This window comes from Serratia microhaemolytica (assembly GCF_004011885.1).
GTDB lineage: Bacteria > Pseudomonadota > Gammaproteobacteria > Enterobacterales > Enterobacteriaceae > Serratia_G > Serratia_G microhaemolytica.
This window is the reverse complement of the sequence record NZ_ML137211.1, coordinates 1-19,813: the sequence shown is the minus strand read 5'-3', so window position 1 is coordinate 19,813 and position 19,813 is coordinate 1. Positions and strand designations below refer to the sequence as shown.

Genomic DNA, 19,813 nt, shown 5'->3' with positions numbered 1-19,813 from the left:
CATATATATGGCAAGCGCAAGCGCGGGCACGCGTTGAAGCTAAAATTCGGTATTTTCCCCAAGCTGATACACTAACAATGAACGCGGACAATGTAATTAGGGCAGATTCAATATTTGCCAACATAAGCACACTTTTATTTAATATTTTTTCTGATGCTAGCTGACAGCAGTGCTTTCTGATAGCATCAACGCGCTGCAACTGCTGGTTATTGTTGCAAAATTCAACAGAGAGTCAATAAATCGCATCTTTGGGCGATCGCTGGGGGCAGTATATCACTGAAGCTGGCTACGATGACGGTTTTTCACCTATGATCACGAGTAATACAAACCGGAGTGTGCGCTCGTGAGCCTGTCTTTATCAATTTGTACTGCTAACCGATAGTTAATCTAGCATGAAATGTTGACACGATATTGAGCAAACTAAATGCTTAATCAAGGGATGCATTAGCGCTATAGCTAACAAGCCGGATGAGAGTGACATCCGGCGGTAGGGTTAGTTTGGACGGGGAGGGCAACGCTCTAGTAGTTCAATGCTGCCATCTTCATTTTCCTGTTCAAGAATGATGTCGAATCCCCAAAGCCGATGAAGATGTTTCATTACGTCTTTGCGGCTCTCATCAAGAGGTGTTCTGCCTTGCGGAACATAGCGGAGCGTCAGAGAGCGGTCTCCGCGTAGGTTCACATTCCAGATCTGAATGTTCGGCTCACGGTTGCTGAGGTTGTACTGTGCGGATAACTCGTTGCGTATCGTGCGGTAGCCCTCCTCGTTATGTATCGCGGCGATCTCTAAATAGTTGTTGCGATCATCATCCAGCACAGTAAACAGACGGAAATCACGCATCACTTTGGGTGATAAGAACTGGCTGATAAAACTCTCATCCTTGAAATCACGCATGGCGAAATGCAGTGTTTCTAACCAGTCTTTGCCAATCAGCTCAGGGAACCAGAAACGGTCTTCCTCGGTTGGCTGCTGGCAAATACGCTTGATATCCTGAAACATCGCAAAACCCAACGCATAGGGATTGATCCCACTGTAGTAGGGGCTGTTGTATGGCGGCTGATAAACCACGTTAGTGTGGCTGTGAAGAAACTCGATCATGAAGCGATCGGTTACCCGCCCTTCATCGTAAAGATGGTTAAGAATGGTGTAGTGCCAGAAGGTAGCCCAACCTTCGTTCATCACCTGAGTCTGCTTTTGTGGGTAAAAATATTGGCTGATTTTACGCACAATACGCAGTATTTCGCGCTGCCAGGATTCTAACAGAGGGGCATTCTTTTCGATAAAGTAGAGAATGTTCTCCTGCGGTTCACTCGGGTAACGTGCAGCCTGTAGTTGAGGTTGTTCAACCTCGACCCGAGGCAGTGTTCGCCATAATGAGTTAACCTGACTCTGCAGATAGTCTTCACGGTTTTTCTGCCGAGCGCGCTCCTCTAACAACGAGATTTTTTGTGGCCGCCGATAGCGGTTAACACCGTAGTTCATCAATGCATGGCAGGAATCGAGCAGTTTCTCCACCTCCTCAACACCATAGCGTTCTTCACATTCGCTGATGTAATTGCGGGCAAATAGCAGGTAATCGATGATACTGCCGGCATCAGTCCAGCTACGGAACAGATAGTTATTCTTGAAAAATGAGTTATGCCCATAACAGGCGTGTGCCATTACCAGCGCTTGCATGGTGATGGTGTTTTCTTCCATTAAGTAAGCAATGCAAGGGTTTGAATTTATTACAATCTCATAGGCCAAACCCTGTTGCCCATGTTTATAGCGCTGCTCGGTTTCAATAAAGCGTTTACCAAAAGACCAGTGGGTGTAGTTGATCGGCATCCCTACGCTGGAGTAGGCATCCATCATCTGTTCGGCGGTGATCACCTCGATTTGGTGTGGGTAGGTATCCAGTTGGTAATGTTTAGCCACACGATCAATTTGATCCAGATAGCGTTCCAACAGCTCAAACGTCCAATCTGGACCATCGCTTAGCCTGTTTTCCGCTTGCGTTTTTTCATCTGTAGAATGAGTCATCAGTGCATCCTGAGTGTCAATGCATCTGCTGGATGTAGCAGAACCTTTGACAAGGATAGTTCAACTCACAACGAACAGTTTGAAATCATCGACAGGAACGGTAACATCAGCGCTTAAAATACCTGTTTGAACGGTTTTACTGTCACATCACCATATACGCCGGCAGACACATAGGGATCTTGCTCTGCCCACTGTTGTGCTGCTAAAAGTGAGGGGAATTCAGCAATCACCGTTGAACCGGTAAAGCCTGCCGCACCTGGATCAGCGCTGTCGATAGCCGGGTGGGGGCCTGCGACAACCAGACGGCCTTCATCACGCAATGCCTGCAAACGCGCTAAGTGTGCAGGTCTGGCGTTCAGACGCTGTTCCAATGTGTTAGGTAAGTCTTGTGCATAAATCAGATATAGCATGTTTCACCTTTAAAATTATGACATTCCGCTCTATTTCATGGCCGATCATTCTGTCTGTTGTACTGCACGGATTGCTACTGCTCACCGTAATCCTCTTTTCTAACAAACAGCTAACGATGATATCACCATTGCCGACAGCAATGCTGCAAGCGGTAATGATAAATCCGGGCAGTGCGAGCCACAACTCAACATCAGAAGCAACACGGAATGCAAAGCTGTCAACTACCACTACGACAACAGCAGCGAACAGTTCGGCGGATAAAATCGGCGTACAGACCAATCATCAGCTCAGTGATAACAAGCAGAACAGTCGAGCGCCTCTGACAACGCAGCCGAGGCAGAAAACAACAAAGCAGACAGTAGTAAAGCAACAACCGAACCATAGAGTGCAACAACATACACCCCGATTGGTGGCAGCCGACACACACGCTGATAGCAATAACGGAGCGACATCAACAGTGAGCGCGACAGTAACTTCTGGTTTGAGCAGAGCAGCACAACCAGCCCCGCACGCATTGCAGCCAAAGTTGTTGAAGTTGGTAAAGCCTGAATATCCGTCACGCGCGGCGGCGTTGGGTATCGAAGGTGAGGTTATTGTGCGCTATAACATTGATCAGCATGGACGTGTCACTGATGTGCATATTGTCTCAGCGCGACCGGAAAGGCTGTTTGAGCGAGCGGTAATTGATGCGATGCGTTACTGGCGCTATGAGGCGCGTGCAGTAAATGATGTGCAGAAAACCATCTGGTTCAGAATTGATGGATCAACCGTGATTGAGTAGCTTAGCCGCCATGATGGACAAATCAGGGCGGCTGCGGTATGACAACGGGCGTCAGTTAGACCTGCGCTAACGGCCCTGGAGAGATCTCAATTCGCGTCATATTGGCCCACCTTACTGCTGTCGATCGTGATCACCATCGTTATTTTTACTGTCACTTTTATCCTCTTTAGGCAGATAGCGTGCGATGTAAACAACACTCACAATGGTGAACAGCAGCGTTAGCCCAGTGATGCCAAACACTTTGAAATTAACCCAGATATTCTGTGGTAGCCAGAAGGCAACATAAATATTGAGTAAGCCACAGGCAAGGAAGAACAGCGCCCAGGCAACGTTTAACTGGTTCCAAATATGGGTTGGTAGCGTTAACCCTTTACTCATCATTGATTGGATCACGTTCTTCTTCATCACCAGTTGGCTGAACAGCAGAATAGCGGCGAACAGGGTATAAATCAGCGTCACTTTCCATTTGATAAACAGGTCACTGTGGAAAGCGAGTGTCAAACTACCAAAAATGGTGACGATAACGAAAGTAAACAGATGCATCTTCTCTACTTTACGGTAGAGCAACCAGCTAATTAGCAATATCAATGCAGTAGCGAACATTAAGGCTCCAGTGGCCCAATAAATGTCCATGAATTTATAAAAAATAAAAAAAACAATAAGTGGTATAAAATCAAAAAATTGTTTCATAATTCAATCCGCTTTGTAGTGCAATCCATCGTGGCTTGCCGTTGCTGGGCATTCTGCATGAATCGATATGGGTTGATCAACTGCTATTGCCTGAGTAATCCGCCAATGGCATGGGCTATCGGTTGCACCCTGTTTTTCGCGATAGAAAAAGCCCCAGCGCGTTGGCTGAGGCTTGTTGTGTGGCTATTCTAAGCTGAAGATACGATAAATCAGTTTATAGCACGTGAACTGATGCGGTGTTAGTGGTGCCACTTGGCACCAGTGCGCCGGAGACCATCACGATGACATCACCTTTGTGTGCCAGGCCGGAGGCAAGCGCCGCTTCTTTACCAATACGATAGAAATCGTCGGTAGAGGCAATTTCCTTCACTACGCGGGTAACCACACCTTTGCTCAAGATGAGCTGACGTGCGGTAATTTCGTTGGTGGTTAGCGCCAGGATCACCGCATTGGGGAAGTATTTACGTACCGCTTTCGCTGATTTACCGCCACTGGTTGCAACTACGATCAAGGGAGCATCCAGTTTCTCTGCTGTTTCAACCGCACCACGGCAGACCGCTTCAGTGATCCGCAGTTTGCGATTATCATTCTTGCAGTCGATACGGCTTGGCATAACACGATCGGTGCGTTCGCAGATGGTCGCCATGATGGTGACTGATTCGAGCGGATATTTCCCTTTGGCACTTTCACCTGAGAGCATGACTGCATCGGTGCCGTCCAAGATAGCGTTAGCAACGTCACCCGCTTCTGCGCGGGTAGGGCGTGGGTTTTTGATCATTGAGTCAAGCATTTGTGTCGCAGTGATAACCACTTTACGTGCGTGGTTACACTTCTCGATCATCATTTTTTGCGCAAAGATCACTTCTTCTACCGGAATTTCAACCCCTAAATCACCACGGGCAACCATGATGCCGTCGGATGCTTCCAGGATTTCATCGAAATTGTTTAAGCCTTCCTGGTTCTCAATTTTTGAGATGATCTGGATATTCGCACCGCCATTGGCATTCAGGTGTTCACGAATTTCCAGCACATCCGAGCGTTTGCGAATGAATGAAGCAGCAACAAAATCAACGCCCTGCTCACAGCCAAAGATCAGATCACGCTTATCTTTTTCCGCCAGTGCGGGTAGTTGGATCGAGACGCCTGGCAGGTTGACGCCTTTATTTTCACCCAGATCACCGTTGTTAAGCACTTGGCAGACAACTTCATTCTCGGTGATGGCAGTCACTTTCATGCCGATTAGGCCATCGTCCACCAGTACCGTGTTGCCGACACTTAGGTCGGTGGTAAATCCGGGGTAGGTGACTGCAACACGATGTTGGTTACCCACCACTGATTGATCAGTAGTGAAGGTGAAGGTTTGTCCGGCAACGAGAGTGACATCAGTGCCACCTTGCAGTTTCATGGTGCGAATCTCTGGCCCTTTGGTGTCAAGCAGGATGCCCGCCACCTTGCCCGTTTTTTCCATCACTGCCCGCATATTTTTAATACGGTTACCATGCTCTTCATAATCGCCATGCGAGAAGTTAAGGCGCATCACATTCATACCTGCGTCGAGCAGGCGGGTTAGCATTTCTTCTGACTCGGTTTTGGGGCCGATGGTGCAAACAATTTTGGTCTTTTTCATGACGATTTTTCTGCAAGTTGTGATGGATAATGAAATCTGTGGTGTCGCTGGCTATGCCATCGCTGAACACGCGGAGCAGTGCCTGAGTTAAGCAAAATATTGTTAAGGATAGGTGACTCTAGTCGAAATGCCACAGCTAAGGCGAGCTGCGCACCAGAGATAGGGCGTCTACGCTGTGAAGGGGTATGATCTTCTGTAGGCACTGCATGTTCACAAGTCAAGGGCTGAAACCATTCAACTAAAGGACGCTGCGTATTCTAAAAGTTCTACAAAGAGGAAAACGAAAGAACTGGTGCGTCCGAATGGACTCGAACCATCGACCCCCACCATGTCAAGGTGGTGCTCTAACCAACTGAGCTACGGACGCACTGGATGCTATTAATGAGTGCAGAAAGAACTGGTGCGTCCGAATGGACTCGAACCATCGACCCCCACCATGTCAAGGTGGTGCTCTAACCAACTGAGCTACGGACGCCTGTCTGTTCTGCCTGCCATGAGTAGCAGCGGGGACGAATATTAACGGGCTACTCTGCAGTTGGCAAGCGATAAAATATAAATTGATGTGCGCTTTCGCGGGATTGCTGCGCTTATATACAACTGCGCAGCAATTTTTCGCTAGGGTGACAGATCGAAGCTGTATTTATCAGGCTAAGCGATACTTCGCTGTTACTGAGCTAAAAATCCGTGTTAGTGACGAGCGCGTTGCAAAATAACGTGGCTAGGCTGTTTCTGTAACCAGCGAATACGTATTGCCATTAGCAATGCTGCTGAGGTTAACGCAATAATAAAACCGAGCCAGAAACCTTGGGGGCCCATTGCAGGTAACAGATGATCGGTCAATGCCAGCAGATAGCCAATTGGCAATCCAATCAACCAGTAACTGATAAAGGTGATGTAGAAAATAGCCCGTGTGTCTTTATAACCACGCAAGATACCACTGCCAATCACCTGTACCGAGTCAGAGATTTGATAGATGGCTGCCAGTAACATCAGATGGGAGGCCATAGCAACCACTTCTGGATTGTCGTTGTAGAGTAGGGCAATCGGTACACGAAACAGCGCAGTAAACAGTGCTGCGCCACACGCAACAGCAATACCCACTGCGATAGCCGTACAGGCTGCGACATGGGCACCGTCGACCGAGCTTTCTCCAAGCCGATGACCGACACGAATAGTCACTCCAGCGCTAAGTGAGAGTGGCAACATGAACATCAGCGCACTGAAGTTAAGAGCCACTTGGTGACCGGCTACGGCGACTACACCGAGTGGGGCTACCAGCAACGCCACCACGGCGAACAGCGTGACTTCAAAAAAGAGTGCCAGCGCAACCGGCAACCCAAGCGCTGCTAGCCGTTTCAATACCGGCCAGTCGGGGCAGAGGTTCGACAGTGAATTTGTGGCGCTGGAACCGGATTGTTGCACGTTACTGGTGATGGCACGCAGCGGTTTAATATCACGCATGGTGGGTGCACGTCTCACATAACCGCGCATCAGTAAAAACATTAACCAGTAAACACTAGCGGTTGCGACACCACAGCCTACGCCGCCCAACTCGGGCAGACCAAACTTACCGTAGATAAAAAGATAGTTGATCGGGATGTTGATCAACAGACCGACAAAACCAATCACCATACCGGGCTTGGTTTTTGATAACCCTTCGCACTGGTTGCGCAGCACCTGAAAGAACAGGTAACCAGGCGCTCCCCACATGATTGCATGTAAGTAACCCACTGATTTTTCTGCCAGCCCGGCATCGACATTGTCCATCATGTCAATGAAAAATTTGCTGTTATAGAGCACCAGCATGATAAATAGTGAAACAAGCCCAGCTAACCAAAAGCCTTGTGTAATCTGATGCGCGATACGATCACGTTTGCCGGAGCCATTCAGTTGTGCAATCACGGGTGGCAGTGCCAGTAACAGCCCATGGCCAAACAGTATCGCAGGTAACCAAACCGAGGTACCGACTGCCACTGCAGCCATATCTGTTGCACTGTAAGCCCCCGCCATAATGGTATCCACAACGCCCATCGCCGTTTGCGCAATTTGCGCAATAACTACCGGGATTGAAAGCGTTAACAGACGACGAGCTTCAATAAAATACTTCTGCACTCACTCACCTTTTCCTTTGCATTATTGCTATCAGATTTTTTCGGCGCTTATTGTACTTGCCAAACAATGTTAAGCAAATTTTCTCCGCCGGTATCATGTTGGCAGTTTTCAGACTGGCAAGATAGGCACTAAGCGATTTTTAGCACAAGAGGTTTGGTTTTCAGCCGCAACTGCGGCAAACTGCCAGTGCACGTTGATATGATCTACTAGCTGAAAAGAGGCCAATATGTTTACTGGGATCGTCCAAGGTACTGCACCGGTTGTTGCGATAGAGGAGAAACTCAACTTCCGCACCCATACTATTGAAATGCCAGAGTCATGGCTGGCAGGTCTGGAGATAGGGGCTTCGGTAGCACATAATGGCTGCTGCTTGACGGTGACCGCTATCGATGGTGACCGTGTCACTTTTGACCTGATGAAAGAGACACTGCGTCTGACTAATCTGGGCGATTTAAAGCTGGGTGATCGGGTCAACATCGAACGGGCAGCCAAATTTGGTGATGAGATTGGTGGCCATCTGATGTCTGGTCACATTATTTGTACCGCCGAAGTGGCAAAAATTTATCAATCAGAAAATAATCGTCAGATCTGGTTGCGTATGCCAACACTTGAGTTGATGAAATATGTTTTACATAAAGGGTTTATCAGCATTGATGGCATCAGTTTAACCATTGGTGAGGTGGTCAGTAACCGTTTTTGTGTCCACTTAATTCCCGAGACGTTGGAACGAACTACGCTGGGTAAAAAACGTTTGGGCGACCAAGTGAATATTGAAATTGATCCACAAACCCAAGCAGTAGTTGATACCGTCGAGCGCGTGCTGGCCAGTCGACAGACTCCAACTGGCTAACAATGCGTCAAAATGTGTCAATTTATCGGCGATAATCGATGAAAGGGCCGTCAGCAACTGAGCGACGTTCGATCAACGTTGGTTGTATCTCGATCACTTGTGAGGTTTCGCGTTTGTTGATAATACGGTCAAGCAACATCGTCACTGCCATTTCGCCCAATCGCGCTTTGGGTTGGTGGATGGTAGTGAGAGCGGGAGTGAAGTAGCGTGCGTTGCGCACGTTGTCGTAACCAATCACCGAAATATCCTGCGGCACACGCAAGCCTAACTCGTCTGCCGCACAGATCGCTCCCATCGCCATGATATCACCACCACAAAAAACCGCAGTTGGATGTTGCCGCTGCGACAAGATCTGCTGCATTGCGCGATACCCTGATTCTGGTTCAAAGTCACCCTGTACGATCCATTCTGGGCGTGGCGTAATTTGAGCTTCGCTCAGTGCTTTCAGGAATCCTTGATGACGACCACCGCCGGTATTGCGTGCCAATTGACCAGGGATGGCACCGATATCACGGTGACCACGTTCAATCAGGTAACGCCCTGCCTGGTATCCGCCAGCAAATGCATTGTCGATGATGGTATCGACAAAATCACGGCGCACACTGCCCCAATCCATCACCACCATTGGAATAGCACGGTAATTTTCCAGCATTGCCAGTAACTGTTCGGGGTACTCCGCACACATCACCAGCAAACCGTCGATCCGTTTTTGTGCCAGCATTGCCAGGTAAGCACGCTGTTTGTCCAACTCGTTGTGTGAGTTGCACAGGATCAGGGTGTAACCTTGGCTATAGCAACTGTTCTCGACTGCCTCAATCACTTCAGCAAAGTAGGGCGCCTCACTCGATGTTGCCAGTAACCCAATCGATTTGGTGCGATTAACTTTCAGACTGCGCGCTACTGCACTGGGGGAGTAGTGTAATGCCTCAATTGCAGCCCAGACTGCCACTTTGGTCTCTTCAGCGACAAAACGTGTTTTGTTAATCACGTGTGAAACCGTGGTGGTTGATACCCCAGCACGTTTAGCCACGTCTTTAATGGTTGCCATGTAAAAAAGAACTCCTGAAACTTCTTACTGCTGACATGTGGATGTCTTGTTAACTTATTGTTGGTATTTTTGATGAAAAAGCTACCCAAACTGCGCTGATAGCAAGATATTAATCACCAGCCAAGAAAATAATTTGACGTTTGAAACGGAGGGATTATGCTCTTGGAAAAAGCAAGCTGAAAGGAGTTTTTATGGATACCGATCTAAAATTGTCTTTGTTGACCGCAACAACAGCGTTAACCATGATTGTTGTGCTAGGCCTGATTGCCGCACTGAACTGAGAAATATGGCGCAGCCTTTGCTGCGCCATGATGTGCCGGTGAGTAATGATTAAGCCAGGTTCTCGGCCACAAACGCCCAGTTAACCAATGCCCAGAAATTCTCTAGGTATTTTGGACGCATATTGCGGTAGTCGATGTAATATGCGTGTTCCCACACATCAACAGTCAGCAACGGCTTGTCAGATCCTGTGATAGGAGTCTGTGCATTCGAGGTGTTCACAATCGCTAGGCTACCGTCAGCTTTCTTAACTAGCCAAGTCCAGCCAGCACCAAAATTCTTCACTGCTGCATCGGTAAACTGCTCTTTAAAGGCAGCAAAAGAGCCAAACGATTTGTTGATGGCTTCAGCCACCGCACCGCTAGGCTCGCCACCGGCTTTTGGCGCTAAGCAGTGCCAGTAGAAGGTGTGGTTCCAGACCTGAGCTGCATTATTAAACACACCGGCAGTTGAGGTTTTAATGATATCAACCAGTGTTTTTCCTTCAAACTCAGTGCCTTTTATCAAGTTGTTTAGATTGACCACGTAGGCATTATGGTGTTTGCCGTGGTGGTATTCCAACGTTTCAGCAGAGATATACGGCTCAAGTGCATTTTTCTCGTAGGGTAACGCCGGTAATTCAAACGACATTGTGTGCTCCTTTTTTATATGCTTGTGATTGGCCTGCATGACCGCGCGATGCACGGCGACAGTGCAGAGCAACAGAAACTCGTGATGCAGTCAATCTTAGCAACTTTACGACGGAATAAAAGATCCAAAGCGTGCTACTCAATAGCGTATGCGTAGCACAGGATGTTTCGAAGTGCTGTGATGGGAGCGATTTTAGTTGCCGCCTAACTCCCTGACAGAACCAGAGAGTTGCATTTGTTGCATGTGGCAGGTGTCTGAATTGCTGGTATCAATAACCTCGGTTGGCATTGGCGTTGCCTACAGCGACAAGTCAAACAGAAAATAGCGTCAATGTTTACTTTGCGTTTAGCAAAAATTGCGATTTCTTCATGCAGTGACTATCGCTACAATGCTTGCCATCTGGTGGCGTGGCTATTGACGATAGAAGCTGCACCCTCTTGGTCCGTTCTGGTTTTAAGGAAGTAATGATGACAACAATTGAAAAAATTGAACAACAAATCGCTAGCAACCCAATTTTGCTCTATATGAAGGGTTCACCAAAGCTACCAAGCTGTGGTTTTTCAGCTCAAGCGGTACAGGCACTCTCTGCTTGTGGCGAGCGTTTTGCCTATGTGGATATTTTGCAGAACCCAGATATCCGCGCTGAGTTACCAAAGTATGCCAACTGGCCGACTTTTCCACAGTTGTGGGTAGAAGGGGAGTTGATTGGTGGTTGCGATATCATCGTTGAAATGTATCAGCGTGGCGAACTGCAGCCGCTCATCAAGCAGGCCGCAGAGAAGCAGCAACCCGCGAGTGAAGAGTAGCACTCTTTGCGGTAACTGATGGTGTGTTACGGTTGCTTGCCATAACTGTTGTGGTAAGCAACTGAAGTTATTGCGCTTCTCATTTGGCGCAGTGTTGAAGCTCAACATCGCAACCTTTGCGAGTTTGTTTGGCCTGGCATCGGTTGTGACATTGATTGCTGTTATTTCTGCTTGGTCTTACTGGCTCTCAGCAACTGTTGTTGTCAGTGATTGGCCAGCCACCTAATCGCTTCCAGCGGTTAACCAGCTCACAAAATAGTTGTGCTGTCTTGTAAGTATCATAAAGTGCTGAGTGTGCCTGCTGGCTATCAAATGCAATTTCAGCGCTGGCGCAGGCTTTTGCCAACACCGTTTGTCCAAGTACTAACGCACTTAATGCAGCAGTATCAAAGGTGGCAAATGGGTGGAAGGGGTTACGTTTTAATTTTGCCCGTTCAGCGGCAGCCATAACAAAACTGTGATCAAAATTGGCGTTGTGCGCCACAATCACCGCACGATTGCATCCCTGAGCTTTTATTCCCTGACGCACCATTTTAAAAATAGCGTGCAGTGCTTCATATTCACTGACTGCGCCCCGCAGCGGGTTATAGGGATCGATACCATTAAAAGCCAAGGCTTCCGGTTGTAGTTGAGCGCCTTCAAATGGGGTGACATGAAAGTGCAATGTCTCATCCTGCTGCAACCACCCCCTACTATCCATTTTTAATGTGATGGCGGCAATTTCTAGCAAAGCATCAGTTTGTGCATTAAATCCGGCTGTTTCAACATCGATAACAACAGGATAAAATCCACGGAAACGGCCACTCAGGGCATTTAAGTCACTTTTTTCGGCCATTATTTTCGGTTTTCTTTAGTCAGTTCAGCGCTCATTATGACAAATTTATTGCACTGACTGCAGTGCTGATTGCACTAAAATCAATATAACGGCTGTCACAAGAGCGCATTGCAGGGACTGATTGATAGGGTGGGCTAACTATTTAGTTGCCTAATCCATCACGTGCGTGCTTGTTCTCGATCAATTCGATTTTGTAACCATCAGGATCTTCGACGAAAGCGATCACGGTGCTGCCACCTTTCACTGGCCCAGCTTCACGAGTCACTTTGCCGCCAGCACGGCGAATATTATCGCAACTGGCTGCTACATTATCGACGCCTAGCGCGATATGACCAAATGCGCCGCCCATTTCATACTGTTCAACACCCCAATTGTAGGTTAGCTCAATCACTGCCCCTTCACTTTCATCGGAATAGCCAACAAATGCTAGCGAGTATTTATATTCGCTGTTTTCGCTGGTACGCAGCAGGCGCATTCCTAACACATTAGTATAAAAGTCGATTGAGCGCTGCAAATTACCGACGCGCAGCATGGTATGAAGTAAGCGCATATATCCTCTAAAATTTGTATAGCCATGATTGATGGCAGGTGAATTTAAATCGAAAACAGTATAGCTTTGTCAGCTTGGGGAGTTCAACGATGCAAGGCGTAATCGCGGGGGGATATTATGGCACAGCAGCTTGAGTTGTTCAGTATTCCCAATCCGTGCCGTCATATCTGTCAGACAGATGATCGCGGGTTCTGTCGTGGCTGTTTGCGCAGCCGTGAAGAGCGTTTCCGCTGGATGCAGATGGAAGATAGCGAGAAGCGTGAGGTGCTTCGTCTTTGCCGTCAGCGCTATTTGCGTCAGTTGCGTGCCAAGAAAACGCCTGAGCAAATACCACCGGATCAACCCTCTTTATTCTGAATTTAGTAGCAAACGCCAAACCTCAACGCGAGTGAGTGCTGTGCTGTTCGGCGCGACCAGTCAAAAGACAGAAAGGGAGAGGCAGGAGCACGGCGGTTTTACTGTCTGGTCGACATTAAAGCCCTCCCCAATCATTGAGGGGAGGGAGTTGCAATCAGATTACAAGGGGTAGGATTGTCAGAATAATGCTTAACTAGAGTTGCTAACTGATTGTAAAAATTACTTATACATAATAGCGCGGATGGTTTTGTGTGTTTCTTCACCATGCTCTGCAATGATTACGTAATATTTACCACCTTTTTCATCGACCTTTTTGCCGATATCAGCGTCTGTCATGCTAAAACCCTCTTCAGTGACGCTGATGTTACCCACTTTCACGTAGTTGTGTTTGGCTGCCTCTTGTCTGGTAATCTCCTCTGCTGCAAATGCAGAGCAAGCGAACAACGAACTGATAATGATGATGTTTTTAGATAACTTCATTGAGTACTCCTGCTAGTGTCTTCGAACGGGGTCTCTATGACTATAAAACAAGCCATACAATGCGCCACTTTTCTCATGCTTATTGGAGCAAAATGCTATTTTATTGGTGATGTTTGTTTTTTGACTAAATGTTGGTGATATTGCTTAAAAATGCGTTTGATTTTTAAAGATAAAAATTTGTCTTGTTTACACAGAAAAGCTTTATGATCTATGGTATCGACAATCGAAAAAACTGATTACTGTTCACTCAGTCAGTTGACTGCGAAGTAGGGCGTTTTTTATACAATGGACTCTTTGGTTAACGCGGCAGTCATGCTGCCTTTTGCCGGCTCAGTTTATTAGGCTGAGGTGAGAGCTGCACGACCAATAGTTAACATTATCAATCACTACGTTGCTAACTGTCCCATGTGGGGGAGAGGATGAAATGATGAGATCTGGTCGTTATATTGGTGTGATGTCTGGCACCAGTTTGGATGCGGTTGATGTCGTTCTTGCTGCGATTGATGAGGGCAGTGTGGTTCAACAGGCTCGATATAGCCATCCAATGCCGATTGAACTGAAAAGCGCTATTTTAGCTGTCTGCCAGGGGCAACAGACCACGCTTTCTGCCTTGGGCAAGTTGGATGCGCAGTTAGGGGAATTGTTTGCAGAGGCAGTATTGGCATTGTTAAAGCAATCCGCCGTTTCGGCACAGGAGATCACTGCAATTGGCTGTCACGGACAAACTGTGTGGCACCAGCCCGAAGGCGAACTGCGGTTTTCGCTACAACTGGGTGATAATAATCGCGTGGTCGCGCGAACGAATATCACTACTGTAGGGGATTTTCGTCGACGCGATATGGCCTATGGTGGACAAGGCGCGCCACTGGTGCCGGCTTTTCATCATGCACTGCTGGCGCATCCTACAGAACGGCGAATGATACTGAATATCGGTGGCATTGCCAATCTGTCGCTATTGCTGCCAAACGTTGCTGTAGGTGGCTTTGATACCGGTCCGGGTAACATGTTGTTGGATGCATGGATAGCACAACATCATGATAAACCTTATGATAAAGATGGTCATTGGGCTAAGCAGGGGACTGTCTGCCAGCCGCTACTTGAGCAGATGTTGGCTGATCCCTATTTTGCGCTAGCCGCGCCCAAAAGCACTGGGCGTGAGTATTTTAATATTGTTTGGCTAGAGACACAGTTACGCAATTTTAGTTCAGTCGCTGCAGTGGATGTCATGGCAACGTTGCTGGAATTGACTGCCACTACCATTTGTCAGCAGGTGCAATTAGCTGGCGGTTGTCAGCGTTTGCTGGTTTGTGGTGGTGGTGCACGTAATCCGGCACTGATGACGCGTATTTCTGCGTTATTGCCAGACATTGAGGTGGCTTCAACCGACCACTTTGGTGTCAGTGGTGATGATATGGAGGCACTGGCATTTGCTTGGCTGGCGTTTAGAACGCTTTCTGGTCAATCGGGGAATCTACCTTCGGTGACTGGGGCTAGCTGCGAAACTGTATTGGGTGCGATTTATCCCGTCACACCGGGCGCATTTAAACAGTAGCTGTTAGTCACTGTAAGCAACATGTTCAATGTGTTATTGGTTATCTGCGGTTTTCGTCGTCCAGCTAATGTGCCGCAGCCATTACTGTTTTTCAACCCACTTATGGGCTCTTTTATGATGAAATCGACAGACCATACAGTACCTGATCTTGCCAGTCTGCGCCGGGAGTATACGCGCGGTGGATTACGTCGTAGCGATCTGACTGACAATCCGCTCGAACTTTTTGAGCGCTGGTTACAGCAGGCGTGTGAGGCGCGTCTTGCTGATCCCACCGCGATGTGTGTTGCTACGGTGGATGAGCATGGACAGCCTTTTCAGCGGATCGTGTTGCTGAAACATGTTGATGAGCAAGGTTTGGTGTTTTACACCAACTTGGGAAGCCGCAAGGCGCAGCAACTGGCTAACAATCCGCGCATTAGCCTGCTGTTCCCTTGGCATATGCTCGATCGCCAAGTGATCTTTTTAGGGCAAGCTGAACGTTTATCGACCCTAGAGGTGATGAAGTACTTCACCAGTCGCCCGAAAGATAGTCAAATTGCCGCTTGGGTTTCTCAACAATCAAGCCGTATCTCAACCCGGGGTATTCTGGAAGGGAAATTTCTTGAACTGAAACAAAAATTTCAGCACGGCGAGATCCCGCTGCCCAGTTTTTGGGGCGGTTTCCGAGTTAAATTTGACTCGGTCGAGTTCTGGCAAGGGGGAGAGCACCGCTTGCATGACCGCTTCCTTTATCAACGACAAGGAAGCGACTGGAAAATTGACCGATTAGCACCCTAACAGGCAGAAAATAGCTTTTGTCTACTGGTACTGATGCCGTTGGCGTTTTATTCTATGCGCCATCGTGAGTTTACTTTACCGCCTATGTTTTACAGATGGAGACACTGATGGCCAGCACCAATTTGATTCAACAATTGCAAGAGCGTGGGCTGATAGCCCAAGTGACGGATGAAAAAGCGCTAGCAGCGCGGTTGGAGCAGCAGCCAATTGTGCTCTATTGCGGTTTTGATCCCACTGCCGATAGCTTGCATTTGGGCCATCTGGTGCCACTGCTTTGCCTGAAACGCTTCCAGTTAGCTGGTCATAAACCGGTGGCGCTGGTCGGTGGTGCAACAGGCATGATTGGTGATCCAAGTTTTAAAGCTGCTGAGCGCAAACTGAACAGCAGCGATACCGTGCAGCAGTGGGTGGAGAAGATTCGTCAGCAGGTGTCACCGTTCCTCGATTTTGACTGCGGTAGCAACAGCGCGATCACTGCCAATAACCATGATTGGTTTGGCAACATGAATGTACTGACCTTTTTACGTGATATCGGCAAACATTTTTCAGTTAATCAGATGATCAACAAAGAAGCGGTCAAACAGCGTTTGAACCGTGATGATTCGGGGATCTCTTTCACTGAGTTTTCTTACAACCTGCTACAGGGGTTTGATTTTGCAGAGTTGTATCATCGTCACCAGGTTGAACTACAGATTGGTGGTTCTGATCAGTGGGGCAACATTACTTCTGGTATCGATTTAACGCGTCGGTTGCATCAAAAGCAGGTGTTCGGTTTGACCGTACCGCTGATCACTAAATCTGATGGCACCAAATTTGGTAAAACAGAGGGCGGGGCAGTTTGGTTATCACCAGAAAAAACCAGCCCATATAAGTTCTACCAGTTCTGGATTAATACTGCTGATGCGGATGTGTATCGCTTTTTGAAATTCTTCACTTTCTTGAGTATAGAAGAAATTAATGCACTGGAACAGGAAGATAAACAGAGCGGTAAGGCTCCACGCGCGCAATACGTGTTGGCAGACGAAGTCACCCACATGGTGCATGGTGCCGAAGGGCTAGCGGCGGCAAAACGTATCACACAGAGCCTGTTTTCTGGAGCGTTAGATCAGATGACGGCAACTGACTTTGCACAACTGGCGCTAGATGGTATGCCTACGGTCAAACTGGAGGCTGATGCTGATTTGCAACAGGCATTAGTCAATGCTGAACTGGTGCCTTCACGCGGTCAAGCACGCACGATGATTGCTTCCAATGCCGTGACCATCAATGGTGAAAAACAGTCCAATCCCGAATATCGCTTTACTGAAGCTGATCGCCTGTTTGGTCGCTATACACTGTTACGGCGCGGCAAAAAACACTACTGCTTGCTAGAGTGGAATTGAAAACAGGGGGCTAACTAGCCCCCTGATTATTTGCGTTGTGATTAATTTAAGCCTTCATCACTTAATGTGGCTTTCACTGCGGGACGGCTAGCGATGCGATCAAAGTAGGCTTGCAGATGTGCATATTTACTGATGTCAAGTTGCATCGGCTTTGTCCAGCGCAATACTGTAAACAGATAAGCATCCGCGATGGTAAAGCGCTGACCAGCCAGATAAGGCTGCTTGGCAAACAGGGTATTAAGGTAGTTGAACTGGCTATCCAGACGTTCACGCACAATCACTTTGTACTCATCTGGTGTTCCTGGTTTAAACAGCGGAGTGAAGCCTTTGTGTAGCTCGGTTGCGACATAGTTCAAGCCCTCAAGTGCCTGATAACGCGACAGACTACCAACAGCTGGCAGCAAGTTGCTCTCTGGTGCTTGATCCGCCAAATATTGTACAATCACCGCACCTTCCGTGAGCAGGGTACCATCATCCAGCAGCAGTGCTGGAACCTGTCCTTTAGGATTGATGGTGAAATAGTCAACACCGCTCTCTGTTTTCTTCTGAGCCAAGTCTACTTTTTCTGCTGTGAAATCCAGGCCTATTTCATGCAGTACAATATGTGGAGATAATGAGCAAGCACCCGCCGTGTAGAACAGTTTCATTAAAAAGCCCTCAGTTACAAATAAACAATAAAAAAGACACCCACCATAATGCGGTAGGAGTCACTGTTTGGTCAACTTTTTGGCTAAACAGGAAATGCAGAGTGATAACTAGCAGAGAGGTCATCTCTATCTGCATAAGCCACAGAGTGTAATTCAGCCTAATAGCTTAGCAATACATCGAGAGAAACTATAACTGTTCCGCTGAGATATGTTATTGCCTTGCGTGCGACATTATTAAATAAGGCGATGGTCGTTTGATAGGCAGGGTTAGAGTGTTATTTGCGCAAAACGGCCATGATATAGCTAAAAGGGTTAAATTAGGAAGACGTTTTTATACTGATTGCGAAAAGATTGCGCTGCCTCAATCTGTTGCTGATGATGTTGCTCTAGACTCTCTCCGTTTAACTATTTTAAGGCAAGTTATGTCATGCTAACACGTTTATTCATAACTGGGACAGATACCAGTGTCGGTAAAACCGTAGTGGCTCGCGGATTACTGCAAGCATTTGCTGCACAAGGGCGTTCTGTTGTAGGTTATAAACCGATTGCTGCAGGTTGCCAGGAGACGAGTGAAGGCATCAGAAATAAAGATGCCTTGGTACTGCAAGCATCTTCAACCATTCCAGTATGTTATGAAGAAGTTAATCCAATTACTTGTCTGGATGAGGTATTTCATGCTGGAGAAATACAAGATACAAATTATCAACTGATGAGCCAAGGTTTACAGCACTTGACGCATCAGGCTGAAACGGTAGTGGTAGAGGGCAGTGGTGGTTGGCGGGTATTGCTGAGTGATCTGCAACCTTACTCCAACTGGGTTGTGCAGCAACGGCTACCGGTGATTTTGGTTGTTGGCATCAAACTTGGCTGTGTTAGCCATGCATTATTGACCGCAGAGGCGGTGATTAACGATGGCCTTACATTATTAGGTTGGGTTGCTAACCGGATTAATCCGGGATTAGCACATTACGCGGAAACCATTGCTGCGTTGCGGCAGCGCATACCAGCCCCTTTGCTGGGAGAGATCCCTTATCTTCCGCGTGCTGAACAGCGTGAATTGGCACAATATATTGATATTTCTAAATTATTGGATAATAAAGGCTGATCGCTTCAGGCTATGTTTGGCAGCATACTCTTATGGTATGGCAGCCTAGCCGCCATAACCAACGCCCGGATAAGTCTGACAATCCGGGCTTGAGGTTGATCATCTGCTTGTCTAATTTTCTGTCGGTGGATATTTTCCGGTTAGCGTTTCCAAAAATACAACCAGATCATTGATCTCTCTTTCTGAAAGAGACTTTCCGACTTGATAAGTCAGCATATCCTTGACCGCCTGCTGCAATGTGCTGGCACTACCGTCATGGAAGTAGGGTGCTGTCAACGCGACATTACGCAGTGTCGGTGTTTTAAAACGGTAGCGGTCAGCCTCATTCTTCGTGACGTTGTAACGTCCAAGGTCGGCGCTGGTCAGATCACCGCGTGCTGCAAAATAATCCGCTTTAAGCCCCATAATTTCATAAGATTGACCACCGAGGTTGACACCAGTATGACAAGTACCACATTTGTTTTGCTGGAACAGTTGATAACCACGTTTTTGCTGTTTGGTTAACGCATGTTCATCACCTTTTAAATAGCGATCAAACGGGCTATTGGGAGTGATTAAGGTTTTTTCAAATTCGGCAATCGCATCGGTAATGTTTTTATCACTAAAGCCTTTGGGGTACACCTTTTTAAACTCATCTTTAAATTCTTTATCTTTTTCAAGCTTAGCGATGATTTCTGCCCAAGAGCGGGAGGCCATTTCAATCGGGTTTAATGGTGGTCCTTCAGCCTGTTGTTGTAAATTTGCGTAAACATCCGGCGATCTCACCTTGCGAGTTTATATTAAGTGGTTAAGGTGAGCGGCAGATTAGGTGGATGAGGAGAAGGTGTTACCGGGCAGGGGCAGCAGTTGGTCCAGTTGACTATTTTTCCAT

General features: G+C 47.5%; 20 protein-coding genes, 2 tRNA genes and 1 pseudogene. 9 read left to right on the top strand and 14 right to left on the bottom strand.

Annotation, left to right across the window (positions count from 1 at the left end; genetic code table 11):
• Positions 1-493 precede the first annotated feature (493 nt).
• Together EOJ37_RS00945 and EOJ37_RS00940 are read right to left on the bottom strand one after the other, a co-directional pair.
• Complete coding sequence (locus EOJ37_RS00945) at positions 494-2,023, bottom strand: SpoVR family protein (RefSeq protein ID WP_127956726.1); 1,530 nt, start codon at positions 2,021-2,023, stop codon at positions 494-496.
• Between the two features lie 113 nt (positions 2,024-2,136).
• Positions 2,137-2,433: a YciI family protein gene (locus tag EOJ37_RS00940; protein ID WP_127956724.1), complete on the bottom strand. Its 297-nt coding sequence runs from the start codon at positions 2,431-2,433 to the stop codon at positions 2,137-2,139.
• 458 nt (positions 2,434-2,891) lie between these two features.
• On the opposite strand from EOJ37_RS00940, the gene EOJ37_RS14475 reads away from it, so the two are divergent.
• On the top strand, positions 2,892-3,215 hold the full coding sequence (locus EOJ37_RS14475; protein ID WP_162473635.1) for a TonB family protein: 324 nt from the start codon (positions 2,892-2,894) through the stop codon (positions 3,213-3,215).
• A 111-nt stretch (positions 3,216-3,326) separates the two neighbouring features.
• Here EOJ37_RS14475 and EOJ37_RS00930 read toward each other — a convergent pair whose 3' ends face one another.
• The 5 genes from EOJ37_RS00930 to EOJ37_RS00910 form a co-directional block, all read right to left on the bottom strand.
• Complete coding sequence (locus EOJ37_RS00930; protein ID WP_127956720.1) at positions 3,327-3,905, bottom strand: septation protein A; 579 nt, start codon at positions 3,903-3,905, stop codon at positions 3,327-3,329.
• A 214-nt stretch (positions 3,906-4,119) separates the two neighbouring features.
• Positions 4,120-5,532: a pyruvate kinase PykF gene (gene pykF / locus EOJ37_RS00925; protein ID WP_127956718.1), complete on the bottom strand. Its 1,413-nt coding sequence runs from the start codon at positions 5,530-5,532 to the stop codon at positions 4,120-4,122.
• Positions 5,533-5,822: 290 nt separating this feature from the next.
• A tRNA-Val gene (locus EOJ37_RS00920) sits at positions 5,823-5,899 on the bottom strand.
• Positions 5,900-5,930: 31 nt separating this feature from the next.
• Positions 5,931-6,007, bottom strand: a tRNA-Val gene (locus EOJ37_RS00915).
• Positions 6,008-6,219: 212 nt separating this feature from the next.
• Positions 6,220-7,542 carry an MATE family efflux transporter gene (locus tag EOJ37_RS00910; protein ID WP_420820604.1) on the bottom strand — a complete coding sequence of 441 codons (1,323 nt, stop codon included), beginning with the start codon at positions 7,540-7,542 and terminating at the stop codon, positions 6,220-6,222.
• A 328-nt stretch (positions 7,543-7,870) separates the two neighbouring features.
• Between EOJ37_RS00910 and EOJ37_RS00905 the strand changes: the two genes are divergently transcribed.
• Positions 7,871-8,494, top strand: a complete 624-nt coding sequence (locus tag EOJ37_RS00905) for a riboflavin synthase subunit alpha (protein ID WP_127956714.1) — start codon at positions 7,871-7,873, stop codon at positions 8,492-8,494.
• 22 nt (positions 8,495-8,516) lie between these two features.
• On the opposite strand, the gene purR is transcribed toward EOJ37_RS00905, so the two are convergent.
• Complete coding sequence (gene purR / locus EOJ37_RS00900) at positions 8,517-9,542, bottom strand: HTH-type transcriptional repressor PurR (protein ID WP_127956712.1); 1,026 nt, start codon at positions 9,540-9,542, stop codon at positions 8,517-8,519.
• Positions 9,543-9,733: 191 nt separating this feature from the next.
• Here purR and cydH point away from each other — a divergent pair, with 191 nt between their 5' ends.
• Positions 9,734-9,823, top strand: a complete 90-nt coding sequence (cydH, locus tag EOJ37_RS00895) for a cytochrome bd-I oxidase subunit CydH (RefSeq protein ID WP_127956710.1) — start codon at positions 9,734-9,736, stop codon at positions 9,821-9,823.
• 49 nt (positions 9,824-9,872) lie between these two features.
• Here cydH and sodB read toward each other — a convergent pair whose 3' ends face one another.
• A complete protein-coding gene (sodB, locus tag EOJ37_RS00890; protein WP_127956708.1) occupies positions 9,873-10,451 on the bottom strand; it encodes a superoxide dismutase [Fe] in 579 nt (192 codons plus the stop codon).
• A gap of 464 nt (positions 10,452-10,915) precedes the next feature.
• Between sodB and EOJ37_RS00885 the strand changes: the two genes are divergently transcribed.
• The gene (locus EOJ37_RS00885; protein WP_162473634.1) at positions 10,916-11,257 is read left to right on the top strand and encodes a Grx4 family monothiol glutaredoxin; all 342 of its coding nucleotides are present in this window, start codon (positions 10,916-10,918) and stop codon (positions 11,255-11,257) included.
• A 187-nt stretch (positions 11,258-11,444) separates the two neighbouring features.
• Here the strand turns inward: EOJ37_RS00885 and rnt are convergent, their stop codons facing one another.
• On the bottom strand, positions 11,445-12,092 hold the full coding sequence (gene rnt / locus EOJ37_RS00880) for a ribonuclease T (protein ID WP_127956707.1): 648 nt from the start codon (positions 12,090-12,092) through the stop codon (positions 11,445-11,447).
• Positions 12,093-12,234: 142 nt separating this feature from the next.
• Positions 12,235-12,642, bottom strand: a complete 408-nt coding sequence (gene gloA / locus EOJ37_RS00875; RefSeq protein ID WP_127956705.1) for a lactoylglutathione lyase — start codon at positions 12,640-12,642, stop codon at positions 12,235-12,237.
• Between the two features lie 117 nt (positions 12,643-12,759).
• Here gloA and EOJ37_RS00870 point away from each other — a divergent pair, with 117 nt between their 5' ends.
• Positions 12,760-12,999 (top strand): DUF1289 domain-containing protein, encoded by a 240-nt coding sequence (locus EOJ37_RS00870; RefSeq protein WP_127956703.1) that lies wholly within the window; start codon positions 12,760-12,762, stop codon positions 12,997-12,999.
• Positions 13,000-13,218: 219 nt separating this feature from the next.
• On the opposite strand, the gene EOJ37_RS00865 is transcribed toward EOJ37_RS00870, so the two are convergent.
• On the bottom strand, positions 13,219-13,479 hold the full coding sequence (locus tag EOJ37_RS00865; protein ID WP_127956701.1) for a YdgH/BhsA/McbA family protein: 261 nt from the start codon (positions 13,477-13,479) through the stop codon (positions 13,219-13,221).
• 427 nt (positions 13,480-13,906) lie between these two features.
• Here EOJ37_RS00865 and anmK point away from each other — a divergent pair, with 427 nt between their 5' ends.
• From anmK to tyrS, 3 genes are all read left to right on the top strand, one after another.
• Positions 13,907-15,031, top strand: a complete 1,125-nt coding sequence (gene anmK, locus EOJ37_RS00860; protein WP_127956773.1) for an anhydro-N-acetylmuramic acid kinase — start codon at positions 13,907-13,909, stop codon at positions 15,029-15,031.
• A 117-nt stretch (positions 15,032-15,148) separates the two neighbouring features.
• Positions 15,149-15,808: a pyridoxamine 5'-phosphate oxidase gene (gene pdxH / locus EOJ37_RS00855; protein WP_420820603.1), complete on the top strand. Its 660-nt coding sequence runs from the start codon at positions 15,149-15,151 to the stop codon at positions 15,806-15,808.
• 107 nt (positions 15,809-15,915) lie between these two features.
• On the top strand, positions 15,916-17,190 hold the full coding sequence (gene tyrS, locus EOJ37_RS00850) for a tyrosine--tRNA ligase (protein ID WP_127956698.1): 1,275 nt from the start codon (positions 15,916-15,918) through the stop codon (positions 17,188-17,190).
• Positions 17,191-17,231: 41 nt separating this feature from the next.
• Here the strand turns inward: tyrS and gstA are convergent, their stop codons facing one another.
• Positions 17,232-17,837 (bottom strand): glutathione transferase GstA, encoded by a 606-nt coding sequence (gstA, locus tag EOJ37_RS00845; protein ID WP_127956696.1) that lies wholly within the window; start codon positions 17,835-17,837, stop codon positions 17,232-17,234.
• A 427-nt stretch (positions 17,838-18,264) separates the two neighbouring features.
• Between gstA and bioD the strand changes: the two genes are divergently transcribed.
• Positions 18,265-18,942, top strand: coding sequence for a dethiobiotin synthase (bioD, locus tag EOJ37_RS00840; RefSeq protein ID WP_127956694.1), 678 nt, complete (start codon positions 18,265-18,267; stop codon positions 18,940-18,942).
• A 111-nt stretch (positions 18,943-19,053) separates the two neighbouring features.
• On the opposite strand, the pseudogene EOJ37_RS00835 reads toward bioD, so the two are convergent.
• Positions 19,054-19,686: pseudogene (locus EOJ37_RS00835) on the bottom strand (cytochrome-c peroxidase); the annotation flags it as partial.
• Positions 19,687-19,813: the final 127 nt, after the last annotated feature.